Origin of the sequence: Neisseria sp. P0009.S010, from assembly GCF_051958545.1 — a bacterium.
Lineage (GTDB): Bacteria > Pseudomonadota > Gammaproteobacteria > Burkholderiales > Neisseriaceae > Neisseria > Neisseria subflava_A.
Map to the genome: position 1 here is coordinate 50,593 of NZ_JBQCVH010000008.1, position 25,114 is coordinate 75,706.

26 protein-coding genes are annotated in these 25,114 nt (G+C 50.9%); 1 reads left to right on the plus strand and 25 read right to left on the minus strand.

Going from position 1 to position 25,114, the window contains the following annotated elements; genetic code table 11:
• Positions 1 to 81: 81 nt before the first annotated feature.
• The 25 genes from ACTHSN_RS09075 to truC form a co-directional block, all read right to left on the minus strand.
• Positions 82 to 831 (minus strand): SIMPL domain-containing protein, encoded by a 750-nt coding sequence (locus ACTHSN_RS09075; RefSeq protein WP_003747899.1) that lies wholly within the window; start codon positions 829 to 831, stop codon positions 82 to 84.
• Between the two features lie 33 nt (positions 832 to 864).
• A complete protein-coding gene (locus ACTHSN_RS09080; RefSeq protein WP_070461055.1) occupies positions 865 to 1,659 on the minus strand; it encodes a phosphatidate cytidylyltransferase in 795 nt (264 codons plus the stop codon).
• Between the two features lie 5 nt (positions 1,660 to 1,664).
• Positions 1,665 to 2,411, minus strand: a complete 747-nt coding sequence (locus ACTHSN_RS09085; protein WP_107768627.1) for an isoprenyl transferase — start codon at positions 2,409 to 2,411, stop codon at positions 1,665 to 1,667.
• A gap of 57 nt (positions 2,412 to 2,468) precedes the next feature.
• The gene (frr, locus tag ACTHSN_RS09090) at positions 2,469 to 3,026 is read right to left on the minus strand and encodes a ribosome recycling factor (protein ID WP_003686718.1); all 558 of its coding nucleotides are present in this window, start codon (positions 3,024 to 3,026) and stop codon (positions 2,469 to 2,471) included.
• 175 nt (positions 3,027 to 3,201) lie between these two features.
• Positions 3,202 to 3,501, minus strand: a complete 300-nt coding sequence (locus ACTHSN_RS09095) for a DUF2818 family protein (protein WP_107768626.1) — start codon at positions 3,499 to 3,501, stop codon at positions 3,202 to 3,204.
• Positions 3,502 to 3,721: 220 nt separating this feature from the next.
• The gene (gene nuoN, locus ACTHSN_RS09100; RefSeq protein WP_107792270.1) at positions 3,722 to 5,164 is read right to left on the minus strand and encodes an NADH-quinone oxidoreductase subunit NuoN; all 1,443 of its coding nucleotides are present in this window, start codon (positions 5,162 to 5,164) and stop codon (positions 3,722 to 3,724) included.
• 9 nt (positions 5,165 to 5,173) lie between these two features.
• Positions 5,174 to 6,670 (minus strand): NADH-quinone oxidoreductase subunit M, encoded by a 1,497-nt coding sequence (locus ACTHSN_RS09105; protein WP_107792271.1) that lies wholly within the window; start codon positions 6,668 to 6,670, stop codon positions 5,174 to 5,176.
• Between the two features lie 95 nt (positions 6,671 to 6,765).
• A complete protein-coding gene (gene nuoL, locus ACTHSN_RS09110) occupies positions 6,766 to 8,790 on the minus strand; it encodes an NADH-quinone oxidoreductase subunit L (protein ID WP_070606423.1) in 2,025 nt (674 codons plus the stop codon).
• Between the two features lie 177 nt (positions 8,791 to 8,967).
• Positions 8,968 to 9,504, minus strand: a complete 537-nt coding sequence (locus tag ACTHSN_RS09115; protein WP_070606426.1) for a hypothetical protein — start codon at positions 9,502 to 9,504, stop codon at positions 8,968 to 8,970.
• Positions 9,505 to 9,509: 5 nt separating this feature from the next.
• Positions 9,510 to 9,815 carry an NADH-quinone oxidoreductase subunit NuoK gene (nuoK, locus tag ACTHSN_RS09120; protein WP_002215628.1) on the minus strand — a complete coding sequence of 102 codons (306 nt, stop codon included), beginning with the start codon at positions 9,813 to 9,815 and terminating at the stop codon, positions 9,510 to 9,512.
• Positions 9,812 to 10,483 carry an NADH-quinone oxidoreductase subunit J gene (locus ACTHSN_RS09125; protein WP_070606428.1) on the minus strand — a complete coding sequence of 224 codons (672 nt, stop codon included), beginning with the start codon at positions 10,481 to 10,483 and terminating at the stop codon, positions 9,812 to 9,814. The genes nuoK and ACTHSN_RS09125 overlap by 4 nt, the downstream gene beginning before the upstream one ends.
• 11 nt (positions 10,484 to 10,494) lie before the next feature.
• Positions 10,495 to 10,974: an NADH-quinone oxidoreductase subunit NuoI gene (nuoI, locus tag ACTHSN_RS09130; protein ID WP_002216341.1), complete on the minus strand. Its 480-nt coding sequence runs from the start codon at positions 10,972 to 10,974 to the stop codon at positions 10,495 to 10,497.
• Between the two features lie 55 nt (positions 10,975 to 11,029).
• The gene (locus ACTHSN_RS09135) at positions 11,030 to 11,425 is read right to left on the minus strand and encodes a GFA family protein (protein WP_003676990.1); all 396 of its coding nucleotides are present in this window, start codon (positions 11,423 to 11,425) and stop codon (positions 11,030 to 11,032) included.
• A 75-nt stretch (positions 11,426 to 11,500) separates the two neighbouring features.
• Positions 11,501 to 12,577, minus strand: coding sequence for an NADH-quinone oxidoreductase subunit NuoH (gene nuoH, locus ACTHSN_RS09140; RefSeq protein WP_002228932.1), 1,077 nt, complete (start codon positions 12,575 to 12,577; stop codon positions 11,501 to 11,503).
• 2 nt (positions 12,578 to 12,579) lie between these two features.
• Positions 12,580 to 14,841: an NADH-quinone oxidoreductase subunit NuoG gene (gene nuoG / locus ACTHSN_RS09145; RefSeq protein WP_049335754.1), complete on the minus strand. Its 2,262-nt coding sequence runs from the start codon at positions 14,839 to 14,841 to the stop codon at positions 12,580 to 12,582.
• A 59-nt stretch (positions 14,842 to 14,900) separates the two neighbouring features.
• Complete coding sequence (gene nuoF / locus ACTHSN_RS09150; protein WP_049335752.1) at positions 14,901 to 16,196, minus strand: NADH-quinone oxidoreductase subunit NuoF; 1,296 nt, start codon at positions 16,194 to 16,196, stop codon at positions 14,901 to 14,903.
• Positions 16,197 to 16,253: 57 nt separating this feature from the next.
• Entirely contained in the window at positions 16,254 to 16,727 is a 474-nt protein-coding gene (gene nuoE / locus ACTHSN_RS09155) for an NADH-quinone oxidoreductase subunit NuoE (RefSeq protein ID WP_049335750.1), read from the minus strand.
• A 53-nt stretch (positions 16,728 to 16,780) separates the two neighbouring features.
• Entirely contained in the window at positions 16,781 to 17,221 is a 441-nt protein-coding gene (locus ACTHSN_RS09160) for a hypothetical protein (protein WP_049335747.1), read from the minus strand.
• 72 nt (positions 17,222 to 17,293) lie between these two features.
• Positions 17,294 to 18,550, minus strand: a complete 1,257-nt coding sequence (gene nuoD / locus ACTHSN_RS09165) for an NADH dehydrogenase (quinone) subunit D (RefSeq protein WP_049335746.1) — start codon at positions 18,548 to 18,550, stop codon at positions 17,294 to 17,296.
• The gene (locus ACTHSN_RS09170; protein WP_049335744.1) at positions 18,540 to 19,133 is read right to left on the minus strand and encodes an NADH-quinone oxidoreductase subunit C; all 594 of its coding nucleotides are present in this window, start codon (positions 19,131 to 19,133) and stop codon (positions 18,540 to 18,542) included. The genes nuoD and ACTHSN_RS09170 overlap by 11 nt, the downstream gene beginning before the upstream one ends.
• Before the next feature lie 12 nt (positions 19,134 to 19,145).
• Positions 19,146 to 19,628, minus strand: a complete 483-nt coding sequence (locus ACTHSN_RS09175) for a NuoB/complex I 20 kDa subunit family protein (RefSeq protein ID WP_002215610.1) — start codon at positions 19,626 to 19,628, stop codon at positions 19,146 to 19,148.
• The gene (locus tag ACTHSN_RS09180; RefSeq protein ID WP_003686600.1) at positions 19,619 to 19,975 is read right to left on the minus strand and encodes an NADH-quinone oxidoreductase subunit A; all 357 of its coding nucleotides are present in this window, start codon (positions 19,973 to 19,975) and stop codon (positions 19,619 to 19,621) included. The genes ACTHSN_RS09175 and ACTHSN_RS09180 overlap by 10 nt, the downstream gene beginning before the upstream one ends.
• Positions 19,976 to 20,309: 334 nt before the next feature.
• Positions 20,310 to 21,767: an oligopeptide:H+ symporter gene (locus ACTHSN_RS09185; protein WP_440365272.1), complete on the minus strand. Its 1,458-nt coding sequence runs from the start codon at positions 21,765 to 21,767 to the stop codon at positions 20,310 to 20,312.
• 450 nt (positions 21,768 to 22,217) lie between these two features.
• A complete protein-coding gene (gene prfB, locus ACTHSN_RS09190) occupies positions 22,218 to 23,321 on the minus strand; it encodes a peptide chain release factor 2 (RefSeq protein ID WP_440365273.1) in 1,104 nt (367 codons plus the stop codon).
• A 97-nt stretch (positions 23,322 to 23,418) separates the two neighbouring features.
• Positions 23,419 to 24,135 (minus strand): tRNA pseudouridine(65) synthase TruC, encoded by a 717-nt coding sequence (gene truC, locus ACTHSN_RS09195; protein ID WP_049328752.1) that lies wholly within the window; start codon positions 24,133 to 24,135, stop codon positions 23,419 to 23,421.
• Positions 24,136 to 24,276: 141 nt separating this feature from the next.
• Here truC and ACTHSN_RS09200 point away from each other — a divergent pair, with 141 nt between their 5' ends.
• Entirely contained in the window at positions 24,277 to 25,005 is a 729-nt protein-coding gene (locus ACTHSN_RS09200) for a TIGR00730 family Rossman fold protein (RefSeq protein ID WP_003686578.1), read from the plus strand.
• Positions 25,006 to 25,114 lie beyond the last annotated feature (109 nt).

The following is a 25,114-nucleotide window of genomic DNA, read 5'->3' on the forward strand; positions in this document are numbered from 1 at the left end:
TGTGTTTGAAATAGATTTCTTTGCCGTTTCCAATTTTCAGACGGCCTTTTGCCTACCGGTTAAACAGGCCGTCTGAAAGAATTACTCAATGCCGTATTCGATGGTAACAACCAGTCGGACTTGTTTGCCGACGGTGCTTTTATCGTAAGAACCGCCGTATTCGTCGTCCTCACTGCTGCCGGTGTCGGCATAGATGTTGAACGAGCCTTGCGAAGCAGAACGCATGGCGCCCACTTTGCCGCCGCCGGTTTTGGCAAACTCGGCCGCTCGTTTCTGCGCATCCTCAGTCGCCTGCGTGATCAAATCGCGTTTGATGGTTTCCAAATTGCCCAGCAAATATTGCGGATTGTCGAAGCGGATGAATTCGTTTTGCGCACGGAAATTCAAAATGGCGCGCTGGGCGGCCTGGATTTTGTCCAGTTTTTTGGTGTTGACCACAATATTGAGGTCGCCGTCGTAGCCGTTGGGCGTGCGGGTTACGTTGCCCAGTTCGTCGCGGGTTTCATTGAAAACGCGCGACACTTCAGGCAGGCCCACTTTCATTTCAGCCGCCGTAAAGCCTTGCTCGCCCAAAAACTTAGACAGCTTTTTGCGTCTTGCCGTCAGCAAATCCAAAACTTCCTGATAGCTCTCGCCGTGCGCGTTCACGCCCGTATTCCACGTAGCGCTGTCGGATTGGAAGTTTTTCTCCGCCAAACCTTTTACAGTAATCGTCCCCGGTTGGCGCAGATTCTTAAACTGCACGCCCAAAATAAACGCCGCAGCCATCAATCCCAGTGCCAACAATACGCCCAAAATCGATAAAGATGAAATCTGTTTTTGTTCGGACATAATCAGCTCCCTCAACAACGTGAGACAGGCGGTTTAAAACAAATATACGAAAGCGGCATAAATGCTGATAACGGCAATCAGGCTGTCCACACGGTCGAACACGCCGCCGTGTCCCGGCAACAGATTGCTGCTGTCTTTGATACCGGCCGCACGTTTGAGCCAGCTTTCCAGCAAATCGCCGCACACGCTAACCACGGTCAGAATCAAGCCGATCAAAATCGTTTTGAACCAACCGGCTTCAAAAGTCAGCCAACCGGCTTTCCATACGATGGTCATGTACACGGCAACGCACAATGCGCCGCCGATCGCACCCTCCCAGCTTTTACCCGGACTGATGGTCGGCGCAATTTTGCGCTTGCCAAACGACTTGCCGCAGAAATACGCGCCAATATCGGCCACCCACACCAAGCCCATAATCGCCAATAAAGACAGCGCGTCTTCAGGCTGAGGGCGCAGGTAAACCAGTGCGAACCAAAACGGCATCACCAACAACCAACCGACAGTGTAAGCCTGCCAGCCGCCGTTTAACTTCCATTTCGCTTTCAGCCACCAAGGCATGACAATCAGCCAAAACGCCAATACGACACACCAAACCAAATCAGGCAGCTGCCAACCGCCGGCATAGGCAATCACGCCGAACACCAGCGTTGACGCTAAATAATGATTGATTTTCAGCTTGTCCAAGCCGCTCATGCGGGCATATTCCCACAAAACCAACATAGCAATCAGGCCACAAAACGCCGCCCACAACCACATAGGTGCATAAAACAGCATGACCAGCATCAGCGGCAAGAGCCACAGCGCCGTTAAAATCCGTTGTTTCAACATAATTCTCAACCCCGTTGCTGCTCAAGCGGCAGCTGTTCGGAAGTCCGCCCGAAGCGGCGCTCCCGTTTTTGGAACGAAACAATCGCCTCGTTCAGCGATTTCTCATTAAAATCAGGCCACAGCGTATCCGTAAAATACAATTCCGCGTACGCCATCTGCCACAGCAGGAAATTACTGATGCGCGTCTCGCCGCCGGTTCGGATAAACAAATCCGGCTCGGGTGCATCGCCCAACATCAAATAGCGCGACAACGCCTCTTCCGTAATCTCGGTTGCACCCTCGGCAATCAACTGATTTGCCGCCTGCAAAATATCCCAGCGGCCGCCATAATCGGCGGCAATGCTCAAAGTCAAGCCGGCATTGTTTGCCGTCAACGCCTCTGCCGCCTCAATCCCCTTCAGGATTTCAGCATTAAACCGCTCACGGCTGCCGATGACTTTCAAGCGCATATTGTTATCGTGCAAACGGCGCACCTGCTTTTGCAAAGCCTGCAAAAACAGCCCCATCAGAAAAGAAACCTCTTCCTCGGGGCGTCGCCAGTTTTCAGTCGAAAAAGCAAACACGGTCAAATACTGCACACCCAGCTCAGCACAATGCTTCACCATGTTCTCCAGCGCATCCAAACCGCGCTTATGCCCCATCACACGGGGAAGAAAACGCTTCTTTGCCCAACGTCCGTTGCCGTCCATAATCACGGCAATATGTCGGGGGATGGCAGAGTGTTCCAAAATCGTCTGCGTACTGCTTTTCATGTCTGCCTTTCAGGGAACAAACCGTCCAAAGGCCGTCTGAACGGTTTGCACACAGGATTAAATCGCCATCAAATCTTCTTCTTTGGCAGCCAAGAGCTTGTCTGCCTCAGCAATATATTTGTCGGTCAACTTCTGAACCGCTTCCTCGCCTCGGCGGGCTTCATCTTCAGAAATTTCTTTGTCTTTCAACAATTTTTTGATGTGGTCGTTTGCATCACGGCGCACATTGCGGATAGACACACGGCCCTCTTCCGCTTCGCCGCGTACTACTTTGATCAAATCTTTACGGCGTTCCTCAGTCAACATAGGCATTGGAACACGGATCAAATCACCGACAGAAGCAGGGTTCAGGCCCAAGTTGGAATCACGAATCGCTTTCTCGACTTTTGCAGCCATATTGCTCTCGAACGGTTTCACACCGATCGTACGCGCATCCAAAAGCGTTACGTTTGCCACTTGGCTCACAGGCACCATGCTGCCCCAGTATTCCACTTCCACTTGGTCGAGCAGGCCGGTATGCGCACGGCCGGTACGCACTTTAGCCAAATTGTCTTTCAATACTTCCAGAGAACGCTGCATTTTGCCTTCAGCTGTCTTTTGAATATCATTAATCATCTTATACTTTCAATTTCATAGGAATAAAACAGGATTAACCGAGAATAGTACCGTTAAACCGCCACCACGACAAGGCTTTACGCCCCAACAGCCTTGTTTTCTAACCGATATTTAACATCAAACAAAATAAAGGCCGTCTGAAAATCTTTCAGACGGCCTTTTCCTAATTCAAATCCTACTCTCTATTCCGTTCATTCCAAAAGTAACGCCATACAAAGCATGGAAAAGCAAAAATCAGGTAGAGGCAGACAACGGTCGCGTAAAACTCCCAATCTTGGGCATGCACGGCACCAGCTCGCGATTCGAGGATATAGGCGAGGATCGAGGTAAGAAGGAAGCCTGCCAGCAACTCGATCAAGTGATGGCCGATATGTTTGCGTTTCAGGGCGATGATGCCGAAGAATTTGGTGGTAATAAATGGTGCGTTGGCAAAGATAAGTGCCAACAGCAAAAGAATGTACATGGATGCGGTCATGATGGTCTTTCGGTTTTCAGACGGCCTATATGTGATTTTAACATGTTAAATGGGCATTCTTGCCCATCATTATCCGTGGAATATTCAATATCTTGATGATACCTGCTTGATGATTGTTCAAAGGCTTGAGGCCGTCTGAACTTTGGGTATATTTCATCCGAATGCGAATCCTAACAAAAACGGCGGCTTTGGAACAGCCGCCGTTGGTTTTGTTTGAAGCTTACAGGGTATTTTCCAATGCTTTGGCACACCAGTCGATAACGGTTTGCGGCATGATACCCCACAGGAGCAGCAAGAAGGCATTGACCGTCAGAACAAATTTAGCGGCATAGTTACTGCCGACCGGCTGGTCATGATCAGGCGCATCGAAGTAGATGACTTTGACCACGCGCAGGTAGTAGAAGGCGCCAATCAGCGACATGATGACGGCAAATACGGACAACCAAACATGGCCTTGTTTCAAGAGTGCCATAATCACGCCGAATTTGGCGTAAAAACCCATCAGCGGCGGAATACCCGCCATGGAGAACATAGACAGCAACATCAGGAAGGCAAACCATGCATGGCGTTGGTTAAGGCCTGCGAGGTCTTTGATATTTTCACATTCAATGTCTTTGGTGGACAATACCATCAAAACACCGAAGCTGACTGCCGCCATCAAAGCATAGGTAATGGCGTAATACAAACCTGCAGTAAAGCCGACTGCGCCTGCCATAAACGCCAACAGGATAAAGCCCATGTGCGATACAGTGGAATAGGCAAGCATACGTTTGATATTGGTTTGCATGATGGCGGCAAGGTTACCGACCACCAAAGAAGCAACGGCAAGAATGGCCAACATCGGCGCCCAGTCTGAATGTATGGTACCCATGCCAGTAACAAGGATACGGAACGCAAAGACAACGGCGGCGATTTTCGGAGCCGTACCCACAAAGGCGGTAACAGAGGTCGGCGCACCATCGTACACATCGGGCACCCACATATGGAATGGAACCGCACCCAATTTAAATGCAATGGCAACTACAATAAACACCATACCCAATTTCAACAGCCACTCGTTGGCCTGCTCATTGAAAGCAGAAGCCAAGACGGAAGCAAAATCAAGAGAACCGGTGGCGCCGTAAACCATAGAAATACCATAGAGTAGCAAACCGGAGGCCAACGCGCCCAATACGAAGTATTTCAGCGCGGCCTCGGCAGAACGACCGGAATCGCGGCGTAGGGCAATCATGGCATATAGCGATAAAGACAACAATTCCAAACCGATATACGCAGTCAAGAAATGTGCCGAGCTGACCATGACGCTCATACCCAACAGGGCAAACAGCGACAGGGTGTAAAACTCGCCTTTAAAGATTTGGCGGTCTTGGTTGTACGGTTTACTGTAAATAAACAAACCAAACGTCAGCGCATACAGTACCAGTTTTGCCAAACGGGACATGCCGTCTGCAATATACATACCGTGAAAGGCATCGATACTGCCCTGCTCCCATACCGCCAATTGGGTAATGGCCACGACAATGACCGTTCCCAAACTCATCAGATGGGTCAGATAGCGGTTTTTATCGCAAATCCACAAGTCTGCCAGCAATACGACACCCAATAGCGCAAGCAGCACGATTTCGGGCATGGCGGGCATTAAATTCAAATCAGACCAGTTCATTTACACACCTCAAATCTTGCTTTGTGCCACATGGGCAATCAAATCGTTTGCCGCTTGATGCACCACTTCGATAAACGCTTGCGGATACAGACCCATGCCCAAAACAGCAACCGCCAAAATCGCCAAAATCGCAAATTCGCGGCAATTGATGTCTTTCATTTCGGCAACGTGCGGATTGTGGATCGCACCAAAAATAACGCGTTTATACATCCACAGGGTATAAGACGCACCGTAAATCAGGGTCATAGCAGCCAACGCGCCTACCCAGAAATTCACTTTAACCGCACCCATAATCACCATAAACTCGCCCACGAAGCCGGAAGTCGCAGGCAGACCGGCATTGGCCATACCGAACAACATCATAAACGCCGCAAACTTAGGCATCACATTGACCACGCCGCCATAGTCAGCAATATTGCGGGTATGCAGGCGGTCGTACATCACGCCGATACACATAAACATCGCGGCAGACACGAAACCGTGGGAAATCATTTGAATGATTGCGCCTTTCAATGCCCAGTCATTCAGCTGGCCGTTCACAAACAGGAACATGCCCAAAGTGACAAAACCCATATGACTGATGGAAGAGTACGCCACTAGTTTTTTCATATCGGTTTGCACCAAAGCCACCATACCGATATAAATTACGGCAATCAGGCTCAATACGATGATCACAGGGGCAAAATAGCGTGCCGCATCCGGCATAATCGGCAGGATGAAGCGCAAGAAACCATACGCACCCAGTTTCAGCGTAATTGCCGCCAACACCATCGAACCGCCGGTCGGCGCTTCAACGTGGGCATCCGGCAACCAAGTGTGCACAGGGAACATCGGCACTTTTACGGCGAATGACAGGAAGAACGCTATAAACAAAAGCTGTTGTACGCCCAACGGAATCTGTTTGATGTTTTGGAAATCGACAATAGAGAAGCTGCCTGTTTGATAGTACAGGTAAACCATGGCAACCAGCATCAAGAGCGAACCCATCAGCGTATAGAGGAACAGCTTGACCGAAGCATAGACGCGGCGCGGGCCGCCCCATACACCGATAATCAGGTACAGCGGAATCAGCATACCCTCGAAGAACACATAAAACAGAATTGCATCCTGCGCAGCAAACGCGCCGTTAATCAAACCCGACATCATCAGGAATGCCGCCATATACTGCGCCGGACGTTTCTGAATGACTTCCCAACCGGCCAATACCACCAACAGCGTAATAAACGCATTCAAGATGATAAAGAGCACTGAAATACCATCTACACCCAATGCGTAGTTGATTTTCAGAAGCGGAATCCACTCGTGGAACTCGGTAAACTGATAGCCGCCGCTCAAACGGTCGAAACCGGTAAACAGGGGCAGCGTTACCAAGAAACCGGCAAGCGCACCCATGAAGGCAAGCACACGCGCCAGCGGCGCACGGCTGTCTTTACCGGTCGCCAAAACCAGCACACCTGCGGCGATGGGTATCCATATTGCCAAGCTGAGTAGGTAGTTGGAAAACATAGTGGTTAACCTGTGGTTAAAATAAAAATGTGTTTATGTGGATATTTCTTCGTTTCAGACGGCCTGAAGGTTTAAGACCGTCTGAAACCTTATTCTTATCGGAACAATCCCCAGAAGGTCATGCCGAGCAGTACCAATACGCCGAATACCATAGCAGCGGCGTAGGTGTAGATAAAGCCGGTTTGGGCTTTACGCACTTGCGCAGCAATCGCGCCGACCAGTTTGGCGGAGCCGTTGACAATACCGTTGTCGATAATGGCGGTATCGCCGACTTTCCAGAAGAAGGTACCCAATGCGCGCGTGCCTTTAGCGAAGACGTTGAAATACAGGGCGTCGAGGTAGTATTTGTTTTCAAACAAAACGTAAATCGGACGGAACGCCTGTGCAATTTTCGCTGGCAGGTGCGGCAGTTTGACGTACAGGAGCCATGCGCTTAAGACACCTGCGATAGCAAGGTAGAGTACAGGCGAATGCAGGCTGTGTGACACCATTGCCAATGCGCCGTGGAACTCTTCCTTCATGATGTGCATGGTCGGATGCGCGTCGGCATTGACAAAGATTACGTCTTTAAAGAAATCGCCGTAAAGCATAGGCTCAATGGCAACGTAGCCGATGATAACGGACGGAATGGCCAGCAGAATCAAAGGCAGGGTAACAACCAACGGGCTTTCGTGCGGATTGTCGTTTTTGCCCAAGCCGTGATGCTCTTCGCCATGATGATCGTCATGATGCTCAGGCAGGTTGCGCCATTTCTCTTCACCGTGGAACACCATAAAGTATTGGCGGAACGCGTAGAACGCAGTAACAAACACACTGGCAAGGACCGCAAAATAGGCAAAGCCACTGCCCGGCAGGGTGCTGTATTTCGCCGCTTCGATAATCGAATCTTTGGAATAGAAGCCGGAGAAGAACGGCGTACCGATCAGCGACAAGTTACCGATCAGCATGGTCAGCCAAGTAATCGGCATGTATTTTTTCAGGTTGCCCATGTGGCGCATATCTTGGTCATGGTGCATACCGATAATCGCGCTACCTGCAGCCAAGAACAGCAAGGCTTTAAAGAAAGCGTGAGTCATCACATGGAACATCGCCACGGAATAGGCGGACGCGCCCAGAGCCACGGTCATGTAGCCCAGTTGCGACAGGGTAGAATACGCAACCACACGTTTGATGTCGTTTTGAATCACGCCCAAGAAACCCATAAACAGGGCAGTAATCGCACCGATTACCATGATGACAGACAGCGCAGTGCTGCTCATCTCATAAATCGGCGACATACGCGATACCATGAACAGACCGGCGGTAACCATGGTTGCGGCGTGAATCAACGCGGAAATCGGTGTCGGGCCTTCCATCGAATCAGGCAGCCAAACGTGTAGCGGGAATTGCGCTGATTTACCCATCGCACCCACAAACAACAGCAAACAGGTTACGGTAATCAAAGACCATTCCACACCGGGGAACAGTTGAATGGTGGCCGTCTGAACATTAGGCAGATAAGCGAATACATCTTGATAGCGCAGGCTGCCGCCGAAATAGGCAAGCACCAAGCCGATACCGAGCAAAAAGCCGAAGTCGCCGACACGGTTAACCAAAAAGGCTTTCAGGTTGGCAAAAATCGCGCTCGGACGTTTGAAATAGAAACCGATCAAGAGATACGACACCAAGCCCACAGCTTCCCAACCGAAAAAGAGCTGGATGAAGTTGTTGCTCATAATCAGCATCAACATGCTGAAAGTAAATAAAGAAATGTAGCTGAAGAAGCGTTGGTAGCCGACTTTTTCATCGTGCATATAGCCGATGGTGTAGATATGTACCATCAGCGATACGCCGGTGACCACGACCATCATCATCGCCGTCATCGTATCGACCAAGAAGCCGACGGAAAAATCCAAACCGCCCATCGTCAGCCAGGTATAGACATTCTCGTCAAACTTGGCGCGGCTGCCGTCGATAAAGCCCCACAGCACATAAGCCGACAACACGGCGGACACCGCCACGCCGAGTATCGTAACCGTATGCGCGCCGGCACGTCCGATTTTATTGCCGAACAAACCCGCAATCAGCGAGCCTGCCAAAGGCACGAGGGCAATGATGAGATATAAAGTCATGTCGTTCATTTTGGATGAACCTTTTTGATTTAAAAATCTATGTTTGTTTTGTCGGTCGGATTCCCTAATCCGACCAATCTACTTTGTCTTGGTTTTCAGACGACCTCACGCCATAAGGCAGGTTGTCCAACCTTAAATTTTTTTCCTTACAGGCTTCAGATTTTCAGCCAAACCGTGCAACAGCATTCAAATCCGATAAAGCTGCCTGTCTTGGCAACGCGCCCTAATCGCTTTAGTGATGATGTCGCGTGGATCTGCCAATTTGAAACCGTTCCTATCTAAGTCCAAGCGGTCTAGGTCAGTCAGCATTATTGTATCCAAAACCACGCCTGTTTCAGGTCTACGGTATTCCACCGCAATGCCTTGACAGCCCCTTGTATGAACTTGATACACAGAGCGTATCCATGTGTATTTCACCTTACCCGCCCCACAGCCGTGTATGCAATAAGACAAACCGTCTTCGTCCAAACGTATGAATTCCCGATCTCTGCCCGTATTGCGGCGCGAATTTTGCCACATCTTCCATCCGGCAATCCCGATACCCGCACACAAAACCGACAATAAGCCAAACAGCCAGCCCAACCGCCCAGCCCATGCAAACGCAAACCACACCAGCCAAATCGACAGGAAAAATGGGACAGCAACCCAGCACAAAACTAAAAGCGAACGCGGCTTAAACACCCATTGCTCGATATTCGCTTGATCGGTTTGTTCAGACGGCATCCGCCCTACCCTTTCAACTCGTCCAAATCGGCAACATTAATCGTTTGTCGGTTGCGATACACCAGCACCATAATCGCCAAACCGATGGCGGATTCGGCAGCAGCAACGGTCAGTACGAAGAATACGAAAATCTGTCCGGCGGTATCGCCTAGATGTTGCGAAAAGGCGATAAAGTTGAAGTTCACCGCCAAGAGCATCAGCTCGATGGACATCAGCAATACCAGCACGTTTTTGCGGTTCATAAAGATACCCATTGCGCTGATACCGAACAGGAGCGCACCCAATACCAAATAATGCGTCAAGGTAATCATGCTTTGCCCTCCCCTTCCGGCTTGAGGCCGTCTGAAACTTCGCTTTCTTCGGCAGATTCGACTTGCGGTTTGACCGCTTCCATTTTCACCAGACGCATACGGCCTTGATCGGCGCGTACTTTAACTTGGTCGGCAGGATCCATGCGTTTCGGATTAACCGTTTTACGGTGAACCAGAGCAATCGCGGCTACCATACCCAACAGCAGCAATACCGCCGCCAATTCAAACGGCAACAGATAGTCGGTATAAATACGGCTGCCCAAATCGCGGATATTGTTGTAATCGGCCGGAATGTCTTTCATCAGGCCAAATGCGGCAAGGTCGGTTTTCGGGTTGACCAAAATCAGGATCAGGGTAACCGCCAACAATGTGCCAACCACACCGGCAACAGGCGCATGACGCCAGAAACCGGCGCGCATTTCCTCAATGTCGATGTTCAACATCATTACAACGAACAAGAACAACACCATCACGGCGCCGACGTAAACCACCACCAGCGTCACGCCCAAGAATTCGGCCTGCATCAGCATCCAAAGCATCGCGCTCACGCAGAAGGTCAGCACCAGATGCAAAGCGGCGTGAACAGGGTTTTTAGCGGTGACGGTACGAACCGCACCGTACAAAACGATAGCGGCAAGAATATAGAACAGAATCGCAGAAAAAGTCATTCGTCTGCTCCTTAACGATACGGCGCGTCAGCGGCTTTGCGTTTGGCGATTTCAGCTTCGTATTTGTCGCCAATGGCCAAAAGAATCGGCTTGGTCATGTGCAAGTCGCCTTTTTTCTCGCCGTGGTATTCAAAAATATGGGTTTCTACAATCGCATCGGTCGGGCAGGCCTCTTCGCAGAAACCGCAGAAGATACACTTGGTCAGGTCGATGTCGTAACGCTTGGTGCGGCGGGTGCCGTCTTCGCGTTCTTCCGATTCAATGTTAATCGCCATTGCTGGACAAACTGCCTCGCACAATTTACACGCAATACAGCGCTCTTCGCCGTTCGGATAACGGCGTTGCGCGTGCAGGCCGCGGAAACGCACGGATTGCGGCGTTTTTTCTTCGGGGAAGTAAATCGTGTCTTTGCGGGCGAAGAAGTTTTTGAGCGTTACGCCCATGCCTTTCACCAATTCGCCCAGCAGGAAGGTTTTTACTAAATTAGCCATTTTCGGATGCTCTTTTCGGATTGTTCTGTTTACAGGCCGTCTGAAAGCGGTTTTTTTAACCTGCCGCGCCCACCATTTCTAAAAACTCGGCTTCGGTCAGCTTCGGGGTATCGTTGGCCAAGTCATAATACGGAGCTTTGCAATCAATAAAGATTTGTGAGGTAGTTTCAAAGCCCGCGTTGTCGGCAAACAGCCCGGCGTTGATGTAATAATCGTTGCCAACCTGCACAAACAGGTGTGTGCCGCAGTGTTTGCAAAAACAGCGTTGCGCCCATTCGGACGACTGATAATGCGCGATGTGCTCGCTGCCTGTGATTTCGGGCGACCGGGCGGCCAAAGTAAAAGACGCGCCGCTGCCCCATGTGCGGCATTTCCCGCAATGGCAGGCGTGGAGTTCGCGGTTTTCGGCGGTTTCCAGTGATACTGCGCCGCACAGGCATTGAGCTTTCATCGGTTTCTCTCGGTTTGAAACGGTTAAAAATTTGGGGTTCAGGCTACCTGAAAACTTTCAGACGGCCTCCCTGCCCTATTTCCACAAATTCAGCGGTGAAATCATCCACACACCCAAAACCACGATGTAGGCGAAGCCGATCGGAATCAGCACTTTCCAGCCCAAACGCATGATTTGGTCGTAACGGTAGCGTGGGAAAGTTGCACGGATCCACAGATACCAGTACAGAACCGCCGCCATTTTCACAAACATCCAGAATGCGGAAGGCGTACCGATAAAGCCCCAGCTTTGCGGGAACGGAGACAACCAGCCGCCGAGGAACATCAGCGATGTCAGAGCGGCAATCAGAATCATGAAAATGTATTCGGCAAGGAAGAACAGCGCGAATGCGAAGCCGGAATATTCAACGTGGTGACCGGCAACGATTTCAGATTCACCCTCTGCCACGTCAAACGGCGCGCGGTTGGTTTCGGCAACGGCGGAAATCAGATAGACGATGAAGATTGGGAAGAGCGGCAGCCAGTTCCAAGAGAATACCGAACCGCCGGCAATACCTTTGGCTTGCGCGGCAACGATGTCGGAGAAGTTCATGCTGCCCGACACCATCACGACGCACACCAGCGCGGCACTCATGGCAATCTCGTAGGAAATGCTTTGTGCGGAAGCACGCATTGCGCCCAAGAACGAATATTTGGAGTTGGAAGCCCAGCCCGCGATGATCACGCCGTAAACCGACAGCGAGGTAATCATCAGGATGTACAAAAGGCCGATATTGATATTGGTCAGCACCCATTCTTCGTTGAACGGAATCACCGCCCACGCCGCAAAAGACGGTGCAAGCGACATAATCGGGCCGATATAGAACAGGGCTTTGTTTGACAGCTTCGGACGGGTTACCTCTTTAAACAAGAGTTTGAACACGTCGGCAAACGGCTGAATCAGGCCCCACGGGCCGGTTACGTTCGGGCCGACGCGAAGCTGCATAAAGCCGATGACTTTACGTTCGAAATACGTCAGGTAGGCAACGGTCAGAATCAGCGGAATCAGGATAATCACGATTTTGACGATGACAGATACCACCAAACCTACGGTGATACCCAAATCGCCCAGACCGAGCGTTGCGGCAAAGAGGTTTTGGAACCATTCTTGCATGATCAAGCTCCCGCCAGTTCAATAGTGTCCATCAACGCACCCAGCGCGGCATTTTCGGTATGCAGCGGCAGATGCACCACGTTTTCAGGCAAACCGGCATCAGCTTTGACGTCAACCGATACGCTTGCGCCGTTTTGTTTGGCGATAGCGGTTTGTCCGTCTTGCAGGCCCAAGCGTGCCAAAGTATTTGGATTTACACGCGCAGCAGGCACGGCGGCATGGCTGGTTTCTTGCAACGGTGCGGAACGGCGTACGATAGAATCAGTGTGATAAATACCGACGCCGCCGACACGGACGAGACGGTCTGAGGCCGTCTGAATGCCCTCCCCTGTCCATGTGCTGCGGTTGTCCAGTTTGGACGGCAGACTTTCTGCATCCAGCGCATCTTTCAGAATCGCAGCGGTATCGTGGTATTCAAAACCTTTCAGGTCAAACAGGTTGCCTAATACGCGCAACACTTTCCACATCGGACGCGAATCGCCGAAGCCTTGTACCACGCCGTGGAAAGATTGCAGACGGCCTTCCATATTGATGAAGCTGCCTGATGTTTCGGTAAACGGCGCAATCGGCAACAATACGTCGCACACGTCCAGCAGCGTTTCGCTGACAAACGGTGTAAACGCCATCACGCTTTTCGCCTGTTTCAAGGCAGCTACGGCTTTTGCACCGTCAACCGTATCGATTTCAGGCTCGACGTTGAGCAGCAAGACTGCCTGTTTCTGCGCATTTGCCATTTCGGCAACGCTCTCGCCGGAGTTCACGCCCAAGACATCCGCACCAACGCTGTTGGCGGCTTGCGGCAAAATGCCCAGCACTGCGCCGGTCGCGTCAGCCAGCTCTTGCGCGGCAGCATAAATGGCGGCGTAATCAGGATGGTTTTGCACTTCCGCTCCTAAAATCACTGCTGCTTTTTCAGCATTTTTCAGGCTGGCGGTAACTGCGTGTTCCGCATTGGCAGACAGGTTTTTCAGACGGCCTGCCCACTCGTCGGGATGTACGGCTTCTTGAGACAGAAGCGGCATAAACAATTCTTCTTTACTGCTGGCCAATACGCTCAAGGCCATACGGTCTTTGGCGGCGCGGCGCAGGCGGGCGGTCAGGAGCGGCTGTTCTTTGCGTAAGTTCGCTCCGACTACCAATACGGCATCGTTGTCAGCCAAAGATTCAATGCTTTGTCCCAACCATTGCGCGCCTTTAAGGCCGTCTGAAAGACGTTTGTCTTGTTGGCGCAAACGGGTTGCAAAGTTTTTAACACCCAAACCGTCGGCAAGTTTTTTGGCCAGATACAGCTCTTCAACCGTATTCATCGGATTGGCCCAAACGCCGACTTGGTTTTGGTTGCCGTCTTTGGCGATACATTCAATCGCGCTGCGGACATATTCCAACGCGGTTTTCCAATCCACGTCCATCCACTCGCCGCCCTGTTTGATTTTCGGGTTTTTCAGACGGCTTTCGTGATACAGGCCTTCGTAGGCAAAACGGTCGCGGTCGGACAGCCAGCATTCGTTGATGGCTTCGTTTTCCAGCGGCAACACACGGCGGACGGTATGGTCTTTGGTTTGCACAATCAGGTTGCTGCCCAAAGCATCATGGGCGGAAACGGATTTGCGGCGGTTTAGCTCCCAAGTACGCGCGTTGAAGCGGAACGGTTTGCTGGTCAATGCGCCGACAGGACACAAATCGATGACGTTGCCTGACAATTCGGTTTCCACCGCTTTGCCGATAAAAGGCATGATCTCGGAATGTTCGCCGCGGTTGGCCATAGCGATTTCTTGCACGCCGGCGATTTCTTCAGTGAAACGAACGCAACGGGTACAGTGGATACAACGGCTCATTTCCTCGGCGGAAACCAAAGGCCCCATGTCCTTGCCGACGACGGAACGTTTTTCTTCAGTATAACGGCTGGTGGTTTTGCCGTAGCCCATCGCCAAATCCTGCAACTGGCATTCGCCGCCTTGGTCGCAGGTCGGACAGTCAAGCGGATGGTTGATGAGCAAGAACTCCATCACGCCTTCTTGAGCCTCTCGGGCTTTTGCCGAATGCGTACGCACAATCATGCCGTCTGTAACCGGCGTGGCACAGGCGGGCAGGGGTTTGGGGGCTTTTTCCACGTCCACCAAACACATACGGCAGTTGGCGGCGATGGAAAGTTTTTTGTGGTAACAGAAATGCGGGATATAAGTACCGAGCTTGTGCGCGGCTTCAATCACCGTCGCGCCCTGCTCCACAGATACCTGTTTGCCGTCGATTTCGATTTGTAACATGGTTCGTTCCTAGTTACGTGTATTTAATAAATAATTCTTTTAGAGGCCGTCTGAAAAACTTAGCACCACTTATTCGGTTTCATCGGTCCGCCGTGTTCGATGTAATGCACAAACTCATCACGGAAATGCTTGGTAAAGCTGCGGACAGGGAAGACGGCGGCATCGGCAAGGGCGCAGATGGTGCGGCCTGCCATTTGGTTACCGACAGAATCCAGCAAATCCAAGTCTTCCATGCGGCCTTTGCCTTCTACGATGCGGTGGACGATGCGGTAAAGCCAGCCCGTACCTTCACGACAAGGCGTACATTGGCCGCAAGACTCGTCGTAGTAGAAGTAGCTCAGGCGCTCAAGGGCTTTCACCATGCACACGTCTTCGTCCATGACGATAATCGCGCCGGAACCCAGCATCGAGCCGGCTTTGGAAATCGAGTCATAGTCCATATTGGTCTGCATCATGATATCGGCAGGCAAAACTGGCGCGGACGAACCGCCGGGAATAACGGCCTTGAGTTTTTTACCGCCGCGCATACCGCCCGCCATTTTCAGGACTTCGGCAAACGGTGTACCCAATGGCACTTCATAGTTGCCCGGACGCTCGACATGACCGGAAATACAGAACAATTTGGTACCGCCTGCATTCGGAATACCTTTATCGGCAAATGTCTGTCCGCCGTCGCGGATAATGAAGGGGACAGAGGAGAACGTTTCAGTATTGTTGATGGTAGTCGGTTTGCCGTACAGGCCGAACGAAGCAGGGAATGGCGGCTTAAAGCGAGGCTGGCCTTTTTTGCCTTCCAGCGATTCGAGCAATGCGGTTTCTTCGCCGCAAATATATGCGCCGTAGCCGTGGTGGGCGAAGAGTTCAAATTCAAAATCCGAGCCTAAAATATTTTTACCCAAAAAGCCTGCGGCACGCGCCTGCTCCAAAGCGGCCTCAAAACGTTGGTAGCCTTCAAAAATTTCGCCGTGGATATAGTTGTAGCCGGCTTTCGCACCCATCGCGTAACCGGCAATAATCATGCCTTCAATCAAGGCATGAGGATTGAACATGATGATGTCGCGGTCTTTAAATGTACCCGGCTCGCCTTCGTCGGTGTTACAAACCACATATTTTTCGCCCGGGAAGGAACGGGGCATAAAGCTCCATTTCAAACCGGTCGGGAAGCCCGCACCGCCACGACCGCGCAAACCGGAGGTTTTGACTTCGTCAATCACATCGGTTTGCGAGATGTTTTCGGACAGGATTTTACGCAGGGCGGTATAGCCGCCACGTTTGACGTATTCGTCCAATGTCCAGCAATCGGGATTGGCGGTATCCACTTGGTCAAAAATCACGCCTGATTGGTAAATAGCCATTTTTGGTGTGCCTGTTTGTTTTCGTATAGGTTGCAGCCGTTGTTTTCAGACGGCCTTTTATTTCAGTTCGGCAAGTTTCTTGTCAATCGCTTCTTCGGTCATAAAGCTGCACATGCTGTGGTTGTTGACCAGCATAACCGGAGCGTCGCCGCATGCGCCCATACATTCGCCTTCGACAAGGGTAAATTTGCCGTCAGGCGTGGTTTCACCGTAGCCGATACCGAGTTTTTGTTTGAGGTATTCGCCGGTAGCCATACCGCCGCGCAGGGCGCAGGGCAGGTTGGTACAAACGGTCAGTTTGTATTTGCCGACAGGCTCAAGGTCGTACATATTGTAGAAAGTAGCGACTTCGTAGGCTTGTGCAGGCGAGATGCCGATATAGTTTGCGACAAAGGCGATGGTCTCAGGAGCAAGCCAGCCTTTTTCGGTCTGGGCAATACGCAGCGCACCCATAATGGCGGAGCGGTGGCAATCAGCTGGGTATTTGGCCAGTTCTGTGTCGATTTGTTGCAACGATTGTGCGGATAACATGGTTTTATTCTCGATAAAATGATGGGCAGGTTTCAGACTGCCTGAAGACTAATTTAAACGGTTAAATCCACTCTTCGTTTTGCAAATGATTTCACTACGGCTTCATACCATTGTTTAATGGTTTGAGTGGTTTCCACATCATCATTGGCGCAGCGGTTTAGTGTACCGCGCGGCTGTTTTAATATTTTTGGGTCAATCGCCCAATCCAATACGCGGATAGGACGGCGGTTCACAATCCATGCAGTTTCCGGATTTGCATCATCGGTAACCTTATATGCTCCGCCGGTAACTTGAACAAGCGCAATCAATTCTTGACCGCGTTTTAGCGCAACAATGTCATTAACCTGAATTTCATTGATAAATGCGGCAATTTGACCTTCTCCGCCTTTCCACTGTCCCAAACCGATGATTTTTTTGTGTTCTAAAATCCAATCAATGTTTTCAGAAAATTCCATTTCGCCAGTTGGATGCATCTGCATATGCCAAAAATTCATTTCTAATATTCCTCGTATTTGTTTGCCCAGCTTTCAGGCAGCCTGAAAAGTGCAGGCTGTTTTTTTTACGGCTTACCTGTCCACTTCCCCGAATACGATGTCTTGCGTGCCGATGATGGCAACGACGTCGGCCAGCATGTGGCCTTTTGCCATTTCGTCCATGCCTTGCAGATGGGCGAAGCCGGGTGCGCGGATTTTCAGGCGGTAGGGTTTGTTTGCGCCGTCTGAAATGATGTAAACGCCGAACTCGCCTTTCGGATGTTCGACAGCGGTGTAGGTCTCGCCCTCGAGAACGTGCATACCTTCGGTAAAGAGTTTGAAATGGTGAATCAGGTCTTCCATACCTGTTTTCATTTCGGTACGTTTGGGCGGAGCGAATTTGTGGTTTGTGGTAATGACCGGACCCGGATTAACACGCAACCACTCGGAACATTGTTTGATGATGCGTACGGATTGACGCATTTCTTCCATACGGCAGAGGTAGCGGTCGTAGCAGTCGCCGTTGATGCCGACGGGGATGTCGAAATCCATTTTGTCGTACACTTCGTAAGGCTGTGTCTTACGCACGTCCCATTCCACGCCGGAACCGCGCAACATAACGCCGGTAAAGCCTTTTTGCATGGCGCGCTCAGGAGTGACAACGCCGATGCCGACGGTACGCTGTTTCCAAATACGGTTGTCGGTCAGGAGGGTTTCGAGTGTGTCGATGTTTTTCGGGAAGCGCTCGCAGAAGGCGTCGATAAAGTCGAGCATGGTGCCTTCACGGGATTCGTTGAGCTGCTTCAATACTTTGGCGTTGCGGAATTTGCTGCTCTCGTATTTAGGCATGAAGTCGGGCAGGTCGCGGTAAACGCCACCGGGACGGAAATAGGCTGCGTGCATACGCGCGCCGGAAACGGCTTCGTACAAGTCCATCAGCTCTTCGCGGTCGCGGAAGGCGTAGAGGATGGCGGTCATCGCGCCAATGTCGAAGGCATGCGAACCGATGCCCATCAAGTGATTGAGAATGCGCGTTACTTCGGCAAACATCACGCGGATGTATTGGGCGCGGATAGGCACATCGATACCGGCAAGTTTTTCTACTGCCAAACAATACGCCTGCTCATTGACCATCATGGAAACATAGTCCAAGCGGTCCATATAGGGCAGGGCTTGCAGATAGGTTTTGGTTTCAGCCAGTTTTTCAGTACCGCGGTGCAGGAGGCCGATATGTGGGTCGGCACGGACGATGGTTTCGCCCTCCAACTCCAAAATCATACGCAATACGCCGTGCGCCGCAGGGTGTTGCGGGCCGAAGTTGATGGTGTAGTTTCTTAATTTATTGGCCACCGTAGTTCTCCTCACGGACGATACGCGGCGTGATCTCGCGCGGCTCAATGGTAACAGGTTGGTAAATCACGCGTTTTTGCTCTTCGTCGTAACGCATTTCCACATAGCCGGAAATCGGGAAGTCTTTGCGGAACGGATGTCCGACGAAACCGTAATCGGTCAGGATGCGACGCAAGTCCGGGTGGTTGTTGAACATGATGCCGTACATATCGAAGGCTTCGCGTTCGTACCAATCCGCGCTGTTGTAAATATCGACTACGGATTCGACTACGGGGAAGTCGTCGTCTGAAACCCAGACGCGTACGCGGATGCGTTGATTGTTTTTAACGGAAAGCAGCTGACTGACAACGGCAAAGCGTTTGCCCTGCCATACTTCGTTTTTGTAAGTGCTGTAATCGACACCGCACAAGTCAACCAGAAGCTCGAAATGCAAGTCTTCATGGTCGCGCAATGCGGTCATGACGGAAATATAGTGTTCGGGCAGACACTCGACGGTAATCTCGCCCAAAGCTGAAATGACTTTGCCTGCCTGATCGCCAAGCACGCCGACGACGGTCTCATATAAGTTTTGAATGCTTGCCATATCGTCTTCTCCTTACTCGTCACGCGCGATGGTGGAAGTGCGCTTGATTTTTTGTTGGAGCTGAATCAGGCCGTAAATCAGGGCTTCCGCAGTCGGCGGACAACCCGGCACATAAACGTCTACCGGCACGACGCGGTCGGCACCGCGCACAACGGAATAAGAATAGTGATAATAGCCGCCGCCGTTGGCACACGAACCCATAGACAACACCCAGCGCGGCTCGGCGAGCTGGTCGTATACACGGCGCAGGGCTGGCGCCATTTTGTTGGTCAGCGTACCTGCCACAATCATCAGATCGGCCTGACGTGGGGACGGACGGAAAATGATACCGAAACGGTCAAGGTCATAACGCGCCATACCCGCATGCATCATTTCCACGGCGCAGCAGGCCAAGCCGAAAGTAACCGGCCACAATGAACCGGTACGCATATAGTTCAACACCGTATCCGCGCTGGTGGTGATGAAACCTTTTTTCAAAACGCCTTCTATTCCCATTCCAGCGCACCTTTTTTCCATTCGTAAATAAAGCCTACCGTCAAAACGACGATAAACACCAGCATAGACCAGAAGCCGTACGCGCCCAAATCTTTGAACACGACTGCCCACGGCAACATGAACGCGACCTCCAAATCAAACAGGATGAAGAGGATGGCGACGAGGTAATAGCGCACGTCGAATTTCATCCTTGCGTTTTCAAAGGCTTCAAAACCGCATTCGTAAGCCGCGTCTTTTTCGGCATAGTGACGTTTCGGGCCTAAAATTGTGCCGAGCAGAATAAACAGCACGCCGGCTGCAAGACCGACGAGGATGAATACGAGGACGGGAAAATAACTGGCCAACATGGTCGTACCTAACTGGTTGACAGACAAATCTTAAAAATAGGTTACCATTTTATCGAATTTCAAAAGCCATTTAAAGGTAAATATCAGCAAATCAGTAAAAAAACCCTAATAAATTCAATAAAGTTATGAGAACAATTCTTATTCTTATTTAATATTTCACAATTTTAATTTCAGTTTAATCATGTATCATTTAATTTGGATTTTCTGCCTGTCCGATTTGCTTCAAAAATATGGAAAACCACCCTTTTCCAAACCTCAATAAAAACATCAGGCCGTCTGAAAACTGATTCTTTTCAGACGGCCTGTGTACATCACATTATTTTAAATAGAAAAATCAATCGACACCTTTGAGCATGCGGTTCAATACTGGGGTGAGTACCAGCAGGATACCGCAGGTTACTGCGCCGATGGTGGCCAGCATCCAGTAGAAATCCAATGGCGACTGAGCATTGTAGTAGTCTTTAAACAACACTCCGCCCAAGGTAAAGCCAATGGACAATGCTAAGAAATTCAACGCAACCATTTGTGTTTTAAACATGCTCGGTGCGATTTTGGTGGAAAACGACAGCGAAATCGGCGACAGCATCAACTCGCCTATCGTAATTGCCAGCAACATCAGCATAAACACGATAATCGGCATCGGGGTCTCGGATGAAATATACGGAATGAAACACAAATAAGAGGCGCCGGTTACCAACATGGCCAGTGCAAACTTCAACGGTGTTTTAGGTTGGCGTTTGCCCATTTTCGTCCACACCGTGGCCATCACGCCGGAAAAGAGAACCACCCACATGGCCTGTATCGAATCTTTCCATGAAACAGGCACGGTAAAGCCGAAGAAAGTACGGTCAACCGTTTCGTCAAAATAAACCGTTGCAACGGTGTACACCTGAAACCAAACCGCCCAGAACATACAAATAGTCAAAAACAGCGGAATATAGGCCATGATGTAACGTTTATTGGCTGCCTCAACTTGGCTGCTGCCCAGCAAGCGTGCAAAATAAGCGATAACGGTGATAATGACCACGCCCAAAAGCCAGCGTGAAAAGTTCTCAAGATTGAGCACGCCGGAAGCAATCACGCTGCCCAACACCAAAACCAGCAACACGCCGACAGCTATTGCAGTCTGAACCTTTTCAGGGCGCAACGGATTCGGAGCCGGCGTATGCGGCAGGTTTTTACGGCCGCGCGAATACCACAGCAGGCCAAATGCCATACCGACGGCCGCCGCGCCGAAACCGTAATGGAATCCCATTCTGTCTTGCAAAATACCGGTCAACAAAGGGCCTAAGAAACCGCCGATATTGATGGAAATATAGAAAATGGAGAAACCGGCATCGCGTAATTCGCGCAGGTCGTCCCGTTCATACAAAGAGCCGACCATCGAACCGGCAGACGATTTCACGCCGCCGCTGCCCAGCGCGATAAACACCAAGCCCAACAGCAATCCCATTAAGCCCGGCACAATCGCCAATAAAATATGGCCGGTCATCACGACGATACCGGCGATAAACAGGGTACGTTCCGCGCCCCAAATGCGGTCGGCCAACCATGCGCCGAGAATGGTGGACAGGTAAACGCTGCCGCCGTATGCGCCAACGATACCGCCGGCCAAAGCCTTATCCATACCCAAACCGCCTTGATTCGCGGCGTAATATAGATAAATCAGCAGGATGCCCTGCATACCGTAGAAGGAAAAGCGTTCCCACAGCTCAATGTGGAATAGGGTGGATAATTGCAAAGGATGGCCGAAGAAAGTTTTCTCGGCAGAAGATGGCTTTTGACCGGACATTATGAGTTCTCCTATATATTAGACAGGCTCAGGCTTCAGACGGCCTGTTATACCTACCAATCATTTTTATGGAAGCCATATATTACCGTCAATCTTTGCATTTGCAAAACATTAAAAAGCATATTCTTACAGAAAGATTAATATTCGCATTTAAAAAAGAACTCAATAGCTACATAACAAGCATATCGCGGCCATCTCCGTCATGCCCTACATATTCAAAAACCTATTAATTTTTAGATTTGCTATATTGTATTTTTCATGCGGCCGAAAACGGATATATTTACGGCGTTCGGCATTCCATTTAGACTGATAAGACTTTAGCTTATTCAAATAGATAAAACCTTTTACCCGCTGGAAATATAAATCATCGGAGTGGATATAGTTACTGCCATATTCAACAACAAACAGGCCGTCTGGAACCTTTCAGACGGCCTGTTTATCTCTTACGGTTTACACACCTTGTTTCAGGCTGGCTTCGATGAAGCCGTCCAAGTCGCCGTCCAATACGGCTTTGGTGTTGCCGACTTCGTAGCCTGTACGCAAGTCTTTGATGCGTGAGGAGTCCAAAACGTATGAGCGGATTTGGCTGCCCCAACCCACATCGGATTTGCCTTCTTCCAACGCCTGTTTCTCTTCGTTGCGTTTGCGCATTTCCAATTCGTACAGTTTGGATTTCAACATTTCCATCGCGGCAGCTTTGTTGGCGTGTTGCGAGCGGTCGTTTTGACATTGCACTACAATCCCTGTCGGCTCGTGGGTAATACGCACGGCAGAGTCGGTTTTGTTAATGTGCTGACCACCGGCACCGGATGCGCGATAGGTGTCGATACGCAAATCGGCCGGGTTGATTTCGATTTCGATGGAGTCGTCGATTTCGGGGTACACGAACACGGATGAAAAAGACGTATGGCGTTTGTTGTTGGAGTCAAACGGCGAGTATCGCACCAAGCGGTGAACGCCGGTTTCGGTACGCAGCAAGCCGTAGGCGTATTCGCCTTCCACGCGGATGGTGGCGCGGTTGATACCTGCGATTTCGCCGTCGTCTTCCTCAAGGATTTCGATTTTGAAGCCTTTGCGCTCGGCGTAACGGCTGTACATGCGGAACAGCATGCCTGCCCAGTCTTCGGCTTCCGTACCGCCTGCGCCTGCGGTAATGTCGATAAAGCAGTTGTTCGGATCGGCAGGCTGGTTGAACATTCGTTTGAATTCGAGGTCGGCCATTTGTTTTTCCAAACCGGCCACATCTTCCTGCACGGCGGCGAAACCTTCTTCGTCGTTTTCTTCAACAGCCATTTCGATCAACATACGGTTGTCTTCGATGCCTGTGGCGATGTTGTCGAGGGTTACCACGATGCCTTCGAGGATTTTGCGCTCTTTGCCGATTTCTTGGGCGCGTTTGGGGTCGTTCCACAGTTCCGGGGCTTCGGAGAGGCCGACGACTTCTTCAAGGCGGTCTTTTTTGCCTTGGTAGTCCATATAGACGCGGATGTCTTCGCTGCGCTTCTCCAGGTCGTTTAGGGTGTTGTTAAGCTGGTTGATTACTTCGGCTTCCATGATTCTTGTGTTCTTTCAAAATTTTAGGGGCGTATTGTAAGGGATTTGCCTGTTTTTTTCCATGACCGGGCCGTCTGAAAATGTGCGGTTCGGGTTTTCAGACGGCCTCGGTTTTGAATTTTTCCATCCAAAGCCGCCAGTCGTTGTCTATAGGCGCTTGCACGGTCATCCGGCTGCCGTCTTCTATGCTTTGAAAACTGAGGCTTCGCGCGTGCAACATTAAGCGTTGCGTGCCGATATGTTCGGCAACGGCATGGTTTTGGCGCAAATCGCCGTAGTTGGTGTCGCCGACGATGGGGTGGAAAATGTGTTTCATATGGCGGCGGAGTTGGTGTTTGCGGCCGGTGTGCGGCGTGAGTTCGGCCCACGAATAACGCGAGGTCGGGTAACGCAGGGCGGATTGGAACGGCAACTCGGTTTGTGCCAGACAGCGGTAGGCAGTTTGCGCTTCCTGCAATGTGGCTTCGGTCTGCGCTTCAGCGATTTTGTCGGGCATATATTTGAGGGCGTAATCAATCAGGCCGTCTGAAGGCAGATGACCGCGAACAATCGCCCAATAAGTTTTTTCGATGGTTTTGTTTTCAAACTGCTGCGTCAATAACCGTGCGGCTTCCGTATCGAGGGCAAACAGCAAGACGCCGGAAGTCGGACGGTCGAGGCGGTGGACGGGATAGACGTGCTGTCCGATTTGGTCGCGCAGGGTCTGCACGGCAAAACGGGTTTCGTGTTTGTCTAACCAGCTTCGGTGCACCAGCATTCCGGCAGGTTTGTTGACGGCGATGGTGCGGCTGTCGCGGTGGATAATATCTAGCATGGCGGAGCAGTGAAAATAAAAGCAGATATTGTAACGGGCTTTTGAAAATGTAGCAGGCACACTTGCCGCCGAAACCCAACTTTCAGACGGCTCGCCCCTTTCGGGTTACAATACCGCACATAAAAACACGAAGGAAAAGCCGTGAGCCTGCTCAAAAAACTGCCCAAACCCATGCTGCCCGACGAAACCCGCCGCGATATTCAGGCGCGTGAGTCGTATCATGTATTGAAGATTATTTCCGAATTTGTCGAAGCCGGCGAAGAATTGCGCGCCATTCAACCAGCCGTCAGCATTTACGGCAGCGCGCGTACGCCCGAAAACCATCCCGACTACGAGTTCACATTGCGCTTGGCACGCAAGCTGTCGGATGCCGGATTTTCCGTCATTTCCGGCGGCGGTCCGGGCATTATGGAAGCGGCCAACAAAGGCGCGTTTGCAGGCGCAAGTCCGGCGGTGGGGCTGAATATCGTGTTGCCGCACGAGCAAAAAGCCAATCCCTATCAGGATTTGTCGATTAAATTCCAACACTTCTTCCCGCGCAAAGTCATGTTCGTCAAACACGCCGTAGCATATGTCGTCATGCCCGGCGGTTTCGGCACGTTGGACGAATTGTTTGAAAGCCTGACTTTGGTGCAAACCGGCAAAACGCCCGACCGCCCGATTATCTTAGTGGGCAAAGCATTTTGGGCAGGGCTGTTGGACTGGATACGCGAGCAGTTGCTGGGCAGAAACCTGATTTTGGAAGAGGATTTGAACCTGATCCGAGTCATCGACGACGAAGACGAGATTATCGAAGAAATCTTCGCCCATTACGAAAACCGCTTGGAAGACTTGTCCGAACACCAAAATGCTTGGTCGCTGGGACTGTAAACAACTAAAAGGTTTCAACTAAAAAAGGGCGGTTATCCCACCTACCCTTTGCTTCATTAATAAAGGCCGTCTGAAAATGTTTTCAGACGGCCTTTTATCTTCTTTCAAA

Excerpts from the sequence above, each read along its gene's own strand:
- ACTHSN_RS09160 (WP_049335747.1), bottom strand. The coding sequence starts at position 17,221 with ATGAATTTTTGGCATATGCAGATGCATCCAACTGGCGAAATGGAATTT.
- ACTHSN_RS09115 (WP_070606426.1), bottom strand. The coding sequence starts at position 9,504 with ATGCCGTCTGAACAAACCGATCAAGCGAATATCGAGCAATGGGTGTTT.
- ACTHSN_RS09105 (WP_107792271.1), bottom strand. The coding sequence starts at position 6,670 with ATGTTTTCCAACTACCTACTCAGCTTGGCAATATGGATACCCATCGCC.
- ACTHSN_RS09175 (WP_002215610.1), bottom strand. The coding sequence starts at position 19,628 with ATGGGAATAGAAGGCGTTTTGAAAAAAGGTTTCATCACCACCAGCGCG.
- ACTHSN_RS09080 (WP_070461055.1), bottom strand. The coding sequence starts at position 1,659 with ATGTTGAAACAACGGATTTTAACGGCGCTGTGGCTCTTGCCGCTGATG.
- nuoN (WP_107792270.1), bottom strand. The coding sequence starts at position 5,164 with ATGAACTGGTCTGATTTGAATTTAATGCCCGCCATGCCCGAAATCGTG.
- ACTHSN_RS09085 (WP_107768627.1), bottom strand. The coding sequence starts at position 2,411 with ATGAAAAGCAGTACGCAGACGATTTTGGAACACTCTGCCATCCCCCGA.
- nuoF (WP_049335752.1), bottom strand. The coding sequence starts at position 16,196 with ATGGCTATTTACCAATCAGGCGTGATTTTTGACCAAGTGGATACCGCC.
- ACTHSN_RS09095 (WP_107768626.1), bottom strand. The coding sequence starts at position 3,501 with ATGACCGCATCCATGTACATTCTTTTGCTGTTGGCACTTATCTTTGCC.
- nuoH (WP_002228932.1), bottom strand. The coding sequence starts at position 12,577 with ATGCAAGAATGGTTCCAAAACCTCTTTGCCGCAACGCTCGGTCTGGGC.
- nuoI (WP_002216341.1), bottom strand. The coding sequence starts at position 10,974 with ATGGCTAATTTAGTAAAAACCTTCCTGCTGGGCGAATTGGTGAAAGGC.
- prfB (WP_440365273.1), bottom strand. The coding sequence starts at position 23,321 with ATGGAAGCCGAAGTAATCAACCAGCTTAACAACACCCTAAACGACCTG.
- ACTHSN_RS09180 (WP_003686600.1), bottom strand. The coding sequence starts at position 19,975 with ATGTTGGCCAGTTATTTTCCCGTCCTCGTATTCATCCTCGTCGGTCTT.
- nuoG (WP_049335754.1), bottom strand. The coding sequence starts at position 14,841 with ATGTTACAAATCGAAATCGACGGCAAACAGGTATCTGTGGAGCAGGGC.
- nuoL (WP_070606423.1), bottom strand. The coding sequence starts at position 8,790 with ATGAACGACATGACTTTATATCTCATCATTGCCCTCGTGCCTTTGGCA.
- truC (WP_049328752.1), bottom strand. The coding sequence starts at position 24,135 with ATGCTAGATATTATCCACCGCGACAGCCGCACCATCGCCGTCAACAAA.
- nuoK (WP_002215628.1), bottom strand. The coding sequence starts at position 9,815 with ATGATTACCTTGACGCATTATTTGGTATTGGGTGCGCTCCTGTTCGGT.
- ACTHSN_RS09125 (WP_070606428.1), bottom strand. The coding sequence starts at position 10,483 with ATGACTTTTTCTGCGATTCTGTTCTATATTCTTGCCGCTATCGTTTTG.
- ACTHSN_RS09075 (WP_003747899.1), bottom strand. The coding sequence starts at position 831 with ATGTCCGAACAAAAACAGATTTCATCTTTATCGATTTTGGGCGTATTG.
- ACTHSN_RS09170 (WP_049335744.1), bottom strand. The coding sequence starts at position 19,133 with ATGGCAAGCATTCAAAACTTATATGAGACCGTCGTCGGCGTGCTTGGC.
- ACTHSN_RS09135 (WP_003676990.1), bottom strand. The coding sequence starts at position 11,425 with ATGAAAGCTCAATGCCTGTGCGGCGCAGTATCACTGGAAACCGCCGAA.
- nuoE (WP_049335750.1), bottom strand. The coding sequence starts at position 16,727 with ATGTTATCCGCACAATCGTTGCAACAAATCGACACAGAACTGGCCAAA.
- frr (WP_003686718.1), bottom strand. The coding sequence starts at position 3,026 with ATGATTAATGATATTCAAAAGACAGCTGAAGGCAAAATGCAGCGTTCT.
- ACTHSN_RS09185 (WP_440365272.1), bottom strand. The coding sequence starts at position 21,767 with ATGTCCGGTCAAAAGCCATCTTCTGCCGAGAAAACTTTCTTCGGCCAT.